Raw genomic sequence first — 225 nt, 5'->3', positions numbered from 1 at the left:
ATGTTAACCACTACACCACGGGACCATTTGGTTGCGGGGACAGGATTTGAACCTGCGACCTTCGGGTTATGAGCCCGACGAGCTACCGTGCTGCTCCACCCCGCGATGATAAAATATTTACTTTATAAAAAATGGAGGAGGTAGAGGGATTCGAACCCCCGCGCGACTCTCGCCGCCTGTCGGTTTTCAAGACCGATCCCTTCAGCCGAACTTGGGTATACCTCC

At 53.3% G+C, this 225-nt stretch carries 2 tRNA genes; both read right to left on the bottom strand.

The annotated features are described in order from the left end of the window. Window positions 1-28: 28 nt before the first annotated feature. A tRNA-Met gene (locus MR147_RS26940) sits at window positions 29-105 on the bottom strand. Between the two features lie 27 nt (window positions 106-132). Continuing rightward, window positions 133-225 (bottom strand) — tRNA-Ser (locus MR147_RS26935).

The organism is Bacillus cereus group sp. BfR-BA-01350, from assembly GCF_022663775.1.
Taxonomy (GTDB): domain Bacteria; phylum Bacillota; class Bacilli; order Bacillales; family Bacillaceae_G; genus Bacillus_A; species Bacillus_A paranthracis.
This window is presented reverse-complemented; position numbering and strand designations above follow the sequence as displayed.